Origin of the sequence: Streptomyces sp. NK15101 (assembly GCF_020400725.1) — a bacterium.
In the GTDB taxonomy this organism is placed as follows: Bacteria; Actinomycetota; Actinomycetes; order Streptomycetales; family Streptomycetaceae; genus Streptomyces.
Window position 1 is genome coordinate 1 of record NZ_JAINVG010000170.1, and the last position, 5,880, is coordinate 5,880.

At 74.1% G+C, this 5,880-nt stretch carries 5 protein-coding genes and 1 pseudogene; 2 read left to right on the forward strand and 4 right to left on the reverse strand.

Annotated elements, in window-relative coordinates:
- Positions 1-262: 262 nt before the first annotated feature.
- Positions 263-673, forward strand: coding sequence for a hypothetical protein (locus K7G60_RS38100; protein ID WP_225805556.1), 411 nt, complete (start codon positions 263-265; stop codon positions 671-673).
- A 146-nt stretch (positions 674-819) separates the two neighbouring features.
- Here K7G60_RS38100 and K7G60_RS38105 read toward each other — a convergent pair whose 3' ends face one another.
- The gene (locus K7G60_RS38105) at positions 820-1,416 is read right to left on the reverse strand and encodes a hypothetical protein (protein ID WP_225805553.1); all 597 of its coding nucleotides are present in this window, start codon (positions 1,414-1,416) and stop codon (positions 820-822) included.
- 376 nt (positions 1,417-1,792) lie between these two features.
- On the opposite strand from K7G60_RS38105, the pseudogene K7G60_RS39610 reads away from it, so the two are divergent.
- Positions 1,793-2,029: pseudogene (locus tag K7G60_RS39610) on the forward strand (zinc ribbon domain-containing protein); the annotation flags it as partial.
- Between the two features lie 80 nt (positions 2,030-2,109).
- Here the strand turns inward: K7G60_RS39610 and K7G60_RS38115 are convergent.
- The 3 genes from K7G60_RS38115 to K7G60_RS38125 form a co-directional block, all read right to left on the reverse strand.
- The gene (locus K7G60_RS38115; RefSeq protein WP_225805557.1) at positions 2,110-3,321 is read right to left on the reverse strand and encodes an alpha/beta hydrolase; all 1,212 of its coding nucleotides are present in this window, start codon (positions 3,319-3,321) and stop codon (positions 2,110-2,112) included.
- Between the two features lie 126 nt (positions 3,322-3,447).
- Positions 3,448-4,791, reverse strand: coding sequence for an erythromycin esterase family protein (locus tag K7G60_RS38120; protein WP_225805554.1), 1,344 nt, complete (start codon positions 4,789-4,791; stop codon positions 3,448-3,450).
- A gap of 77 nt (positions 4,792-4,868) precedes the next feature.
- Positions 4,869-5,880 (reverse strand): exo-beta-N-acetylmuramidase NamZ domain-containing protein (locus K7G60_RS38125; protein ID WP_225805555.1); only part of this gene is annotated, 1,012 nt, incomplete at its 5' end.

Here is a 5,880-nt window from a genome sequence, read left to right on the forward strand (position 1 = left end):
TGACGCACAGTCCCGGGTGTCGACCGGTCGTCGCCCCGCCGTACCGTCCGACCCCCGTCGCCTTGTGCCCGGGTCGAGCGGCCGGCGGACGGAGGCCCGGAGTCGAGCGGACGGTCACGCAGCCGCTCGTGACGAGCACGGCCAGGACGTGTCCGGTCGATCATGACGGGCCGCTCGGCGATCAAGGCGGTTTGATCACCGGTCGGTCTGTCCACGCCCTACCGTCGACGGTCGAGAACGGGCATAGAGTGACGGCGTGGATATGCGAACGGTCATCAAGAACCTGACAGAGGAAGCCGAACGGCAGATCCGCGATCGGACGTGGATCCCGGAGCCGGACGACCGCACCGTCGCCGCGAAGGCCGCCGCCGACCTGCGCGCCGCCGTCGGCACTCCGCAGGCCCAACAGGCCCTGTCCACGGTCGACCGGCTGGCGCACCTGCGCGAGGCGCTCGCCGATCTGGCCATCGCCCTCGCCCACGTCCACGGACGCCTGGCGTGGTTCCTCGGCGCGGCCGCCACCGCGCTCACGCCCATCCTGCACTGGCGCGCCCTGCCCGCCGAGGACGGCCCCACCTTCGGCGCCGTCCGCCCGACCTCCCAGCAGTACGCGGAGGCCGAAGACGCGATCCGCCGGCTCCAGAGCACCCTCGCCGACATCAGCACCGCCTGACATCACCCGGCTCAGCCGGGGAGCGACGTGATCGCCCGAACACGACCTGGTCGGCCGGGACCCCGCCGCGAGTGCCGCACCCGCTGGACGGTTCCCCGCCCGGGCGTCCGGGGCCGTAAGTCGCTGAGGCGCAGCTGGAGCGGGCCTCACGCCGCCGAGGCCAGCGACCGGCGTCGGCCGCTCCGGGCCCGTGCCAGCGCCCCCGGCGTCAGGACCGCGCGCGGGACGCCCACCCCGCAGTCCCCGCACACCGGGCCGGGCCCAGGGCCCGCCCATTCGATCCGCGGCCCCGCGCACACCGGGCACGCCTCGCCCGGCCCCCGCTCCAGGGCACTGATCAGCCGCCGCAGCACCTCCGGCAGCGGGTCCGAGGGATGCACCGCCGGGTCTCCGCAGCGGACCACGCCGTTCCCGCCCCAGACCCGCCGGTGCCAGTCGTCGAGCGCGCCGAGCCCGCGCAGCCCCTCCTGCTTCTCGCGCCGCCGCCGGGCGGCGAACTGCTCCTCGTACGCGAGCCACACGGCCCGCGCCTCCTCCAACTCGTCGAGCGCGGCCACGAGCCGCCCCGGGTCGAGCTCCCGGTCCTCGGGACCGAACCTGTGCCTGCGGCACAGATGGTCCCAGGTCGCGCGGTGCCCGTAGGGCGCGAACCTCTCCAGACACTTGCGCAGCGAGTACCTGCGCAGCGCCGTGTCGCACCCCGGATCGCGCACCTGTCTCGCGAGACTCCGGAAACCGGCCATCCCTCGCCACCTCCGTCGCTGGTCCTTCCGCGCTATCAGAGAGACGAACGAGCGGGCCGCTGTGTTCCATCCCCGTTCCTGCGTGGGTATCCCCGGCTTCGGCCGGGGAGGGAAACGCATCCCTGTCCCGGAGGTGCGCAGCGCCGGAGTTCGCCGCACCTCCGCGGTAACGGCCGGCGGTGCGCCGCTGCAGGAATGGCGAGGCGTGGCGACTTGTCGCCAGGAGGGCCATTGCTGTCGGTAGCCCGCCCCATGGTGGCGTGAGGGGTGGGCCGGGGTGATTCGTGCGTACACGTTCCTCCTGCGGCCCACGGTGGGCCGGCAGGCCGCGCTGGGCGAGATGCCGCGGGAACACTGCTCGCCCTACTGCCGGATGGGGGTGTTCCTGACGATCCTCACCGCCAAGGCTGAGAGCGCCGGACGGGAGGCGATCGCCGTGGACCCCCGCAACACATCCCGGACCTGCCTCGAACGCGGGCACGTCCGCGCGGAGAACCGGCCCGCCCAGGAGAAGTTCCACCGCGTCTCGTGCGGCCACCGGGCGCACGCGGACACGGTGGGCGCCCTGAACGCCCCACGGGCCGGGCTGGTCCGTCGCGAAGCCCCACCGGCATGGCGAGAAGCCTCCACCCGGAGTTGGGGGGAGTCACCGAAAGTCCGATGGGAGCCGTCAGCGGGGCGGAAGACGACGGCTCACCGGCCCGTCCGGGACGCCGAGACCACCACCCGGGCCAGCTCGGGACGGCAGATGTCGCTGTGCGAGCGGACCGTCTCGGCCGCGTCCACGCTCACGCACCCCGAACCCGGCACTCCCTCGCGCAGGACCTCCGCGAGGGTCCGCTCCACCGTCCCCGGCACCGCCCGTATGCCGTCGTGCCCGATCGCGCCCCAGCGCGGGTCGTCCGTGCCGAGCAGCCCCGCGGGGAAGCCGGTCAGCGAATCGGAGTCGTTCGCGAGCCGGGACGCCAGCGGGTACATCACCCCGAGCGCCGTGTCGTGCCGCGAGTGGCAGGCGACCACCGGTCCCCGGACCCGGTGCTGGAGGTCCCGCAGCGAGCCGGACCGCCTCGGGTCGTGCGGCAGCCGCGCCGCGAACGCGTAGTGCGAGAAGGCCCCCTGAAGGAGCGTCACGGAGGCGACCGGGCGGGCCCCCGCCGGCAGCCCCCGCAGCGCGTGCGCGACGAGCCGGGCGCCCATGCTGTGGCCCACGAGGTGGACCCGGAGGCCGGGGGCGGTCCGCGCGACCTCGCCGAGCAGCGGTCCGAGCCCGTGCTCGCCGACCCGCCCGGCCCGCTTCTTCATCACGTAGTACGTGGCCTGCCGCAGCGCCTCCTTGGCGCCCTTCCAGTACCGCTTCGGCCCCCCGCCGAGGAAGCCCTCCGGCGGGACCGGGCCGGCGCCCCCGAGCGCCTCGGTGAACAGGGCACAGACCGCGACCGGGTCCGCGACCAGGAACGCGGGCACCGGCTCCCGGACGGCCGCTGACCCCATGTCGGCGTTCACGTCCGTCAGTTCCCGCAGCAGCGCCCCGAACTCGTCGAACGCCGACTCCTCCGCCGGCGCGGCGGCGAGGAGTTCCGTGAGCCGCCCGATGACCGGTTCCTTCTCCGGGAGGACCGTCACGAGCGCCCGGTAGTCGGGCACCGGCTCGTCCGAGAACATCATCGAGGGCCAGACCACCCCCGCGTACCCCGCCTCCACCCCGGGCGCGATCAGCCCGGGGAAGGGGGCGAAGAAGTCGGAGCACAGCCGGGTGGCGCCGGACGGCGAGCTGTTCCACCCGTGCGCGAACACCACCAGGTCGCCCACCCCCCGGCGCGCCAGCGCGGCCAGTTCCGAGGCCTGGCCCGGCGGCCCGTCGCCGTCCTTGTCGAAGCTGATCTCCCGGTACGGCTCCACACTCATCCCGGTCACGGCCAGACCGTCCCTCCACGTCGAGGGGGCCGCAGCGCCGAGTGCGCCCCGTGCGCGGGCGGCGGCTCCTTGGCCAGCATGCCCGCGCACGGCTCCGTCCAGACGTGCGACGGCGCGTCAGCGCAGCCGGGCCGCCGAGACCCTGGGGAAGTGGATCAGCAGGTCGTACGTGGTGGAGAGCGGCATCGACGCCACCTCGCCCGGCCAGGGGTACGCCGTCCCGACCTGCCGGACCGGCCGGGGCACGGCCAGCCAGTCGCGTGCGGCCGGAGTCGTACGCCTCATGTCCAGGTAGAACGGGGCGGACGCGACCCGGTCCAGGGTGTGGGTGCTGCTGTCGGGGCCGAGCGGGGCGACGGTGAAGGCCCGGATCGGTTCTCCGGGGGCCTCGGTGTCGTGCGCGTTGAAGGAGCCCCGCCCGAAGGAGGTGCCCACGCTCACGTAGTCCCGGCCGAGGACGTCCCGCAGGAAGGCCCCCTGGGTGCGGGGGTAGTGGTCCGGTTTCGGCGATGCGTAGCCGACGTGCCCGTTGTGCGCGGAGAGCACCATCCGGTCCCCGGTCCGCCGCTGCCACCACGCGGTGTTCTCGGCCATGACCCGGTCGCGGTAGAGCATCGCGGCGGCGATCCCTTCCGGTGTCGTCAGGTCGTGGGCGTACTCGTTGCCGACCTGGGCGATCGCGCGCGCGTGCTGCACCGCCCAGAGGTGCGCCTCCCGCGCCCCGGGGCCCTTGCCGGGGGCCTGCCCTTCCAGGAGGGCGAGGGCGCGGTTCACGTCGCCGGCCATCCGCTGCCGCTCGGCACGCGGCCTCTCCGTGTACCCCTTCATCCAGGCCTCGACCTCGCCGGTGGGCCGGGAGTCCCGGTACAGCTCCCGGAAGCTGGGGAGGAGTTCCGGGTGGACGCGGGCGACGTACGAGGTGACGGCGTCGAAGAGGTTCGGGCCGGCGTAGCCGAGGTCGTTGCCCATGAAGCGGACCCGGTGCCCGGGGTGGAGCCGGTTGTGCTCGCGCATCCGGAGGAAGAGGTCGAGGTACTCCTCGGTGTTCCACAGGCGGTACGACTCCTGGAACTCGTCCCGCATGATCGCCCGGATGTCGCCCCGGCCGGTGCGCACCCACTCGTCGACGAGGAGGCCGGTGGACCAGGAGGCCTCCAGGGCGAAGGTGGTGAAGCCGCGGGACTCCACGAGGTGTTCGAAGATCCGGTGCTTGGCCTCGAAGAACTCCGCCGAGCTGTGGGTGGCCTCGCCGATGCCGACGACCTTGGCCGAGCCGATCATCCGGTCGAGCGGGCGCAGATCGGTCAGGGGCCGGGCGGAGCGGGCGAGTTCCCGCACGGGATCGGAGCCGGCCGGGGCCGCGACGGCGCCCGTGGCGGGTGCCAGGGCGCCCAGACAGGCGGCGAGGAGGAGCCCGACGAGCGGCAGGCGGTGCGGACGGCGTCGCAAGGAGAGTCTCATGCGGTCCAGCGTGGTCGGCGGGACGCCCGGGGGACATCCCGCCCGCACCCGTACCGTACGGGGGCTCACCCCCCCTCTCACCGGTAGAGCAGGTACTCCTCGCGCACCGCCCGGAAGGCCGTCAGATCCGCCTCCCACGCCCCGACGACCTCGTCCACGCCCGCGCCCGCGTCGATCAGGGTCCGCACCCGGGCCGAGCCCGTCAGCTTGTCGATCCAGTGGTCCGCCCGCCAGGCGAAGCCGGACCACGAGCGGCGGGCCGTGACCAGGAGTCCGATGCCCGTCCGTACCGGGTCGAAGGCCTCCCGGTCGTCGACGTGCAGCTGCACCCCGCCCACCGTCCTCCCCTGGAACTTGGAGAAGGTCGGCGCGAAGTACGCCTCGCGGAACCGCACCCCGGGCAGGCCGAGGGCGTTCGCCGCCTCCGCCCACCGCCGGTCGACGCCCTCGGCGCCGAGGAGTTCGAAGGGCCGGGTGGTGCCCCGCCCCTCGGAGAGGTTCGTGCCCTCGAAGAGGCACGTGCCGGAGTAGACGAGCGCGGTCTCCGGCGTCGGCATGTTCGGGCTGGGCGGCACCCACGGCAGTCCGGTCGCGTCGAAGAACTCCGTCCGCCGCCACCCCGTCATCCGTACGGTCTCCAGGGCGAGGGGCGCGGCCAGGAACTCGCCGTCGAACAGCCCCGCGAGCTCCGCCACCGTCATGCCGTGCGCCTGCGCGATCGGCTCCCGCCCGACGAAGGTCGCGAACGCCCGGTCCAGGACGGGGCCGAGCGCGGCCCGTCCGGTCACCGGGTTCGGCCGGTCCAGGACCACGAACCGCTTGCCGGCGAGGGCGGCGGCCGCCATGCAGTCGTAGAGCGTCCAGATGTACGTGTAGAAGCGGGCGCCGACGTCCTGGATGTCGAAGACGACGGTGTCCGCCCCGGAGGCGGTGAAGACGTCCGCCAGAGGCTGCCCGCTCTTCAGGTACGTGTCGTAGACGGGCAGGCCGGTCGCCGGGTCGTCGTACCGCCCCTCGGAACCGCCCGCCTGGGCGGTGCCCCGGAAGCCGTGCTCGGGGCCGAAGACGGCGACCAGGTCCACCCGGTCG

Bases quoted from the DNA above. Each gene is read 5' to 3' on its own strand.
- K7G60_RS38100 (WP_225805556.1), top strand. From the start codon at position 263: ATGCGAACGGTCATCAAGAACCTGACAGAGGAAGCCGAACGGCAGATC.
- K7G60_RS38105 (WP_225805553.1), bottom strand. From the start codon at position 1,416: ATGGCCGGTTTCCGGAGTCTCGCGAGACAGGTGCGCGATCCGGGGTGC.
- K7G60_RS38115 (WP_225805557.1), bottom strand. From the start codon at position 3,321: ATGAGTGTGGAGCCGTACCGGGAGATCAGCTTCGACAAGGACGGCGAC.
- K7G60_RS38120 (WP_225805554.1), bottom strand. From the start codon at position 4,791: ATGAGACTCTCCTTGCGACGCCGTCCGCACCGCCTGCCGCTCGTCGGG.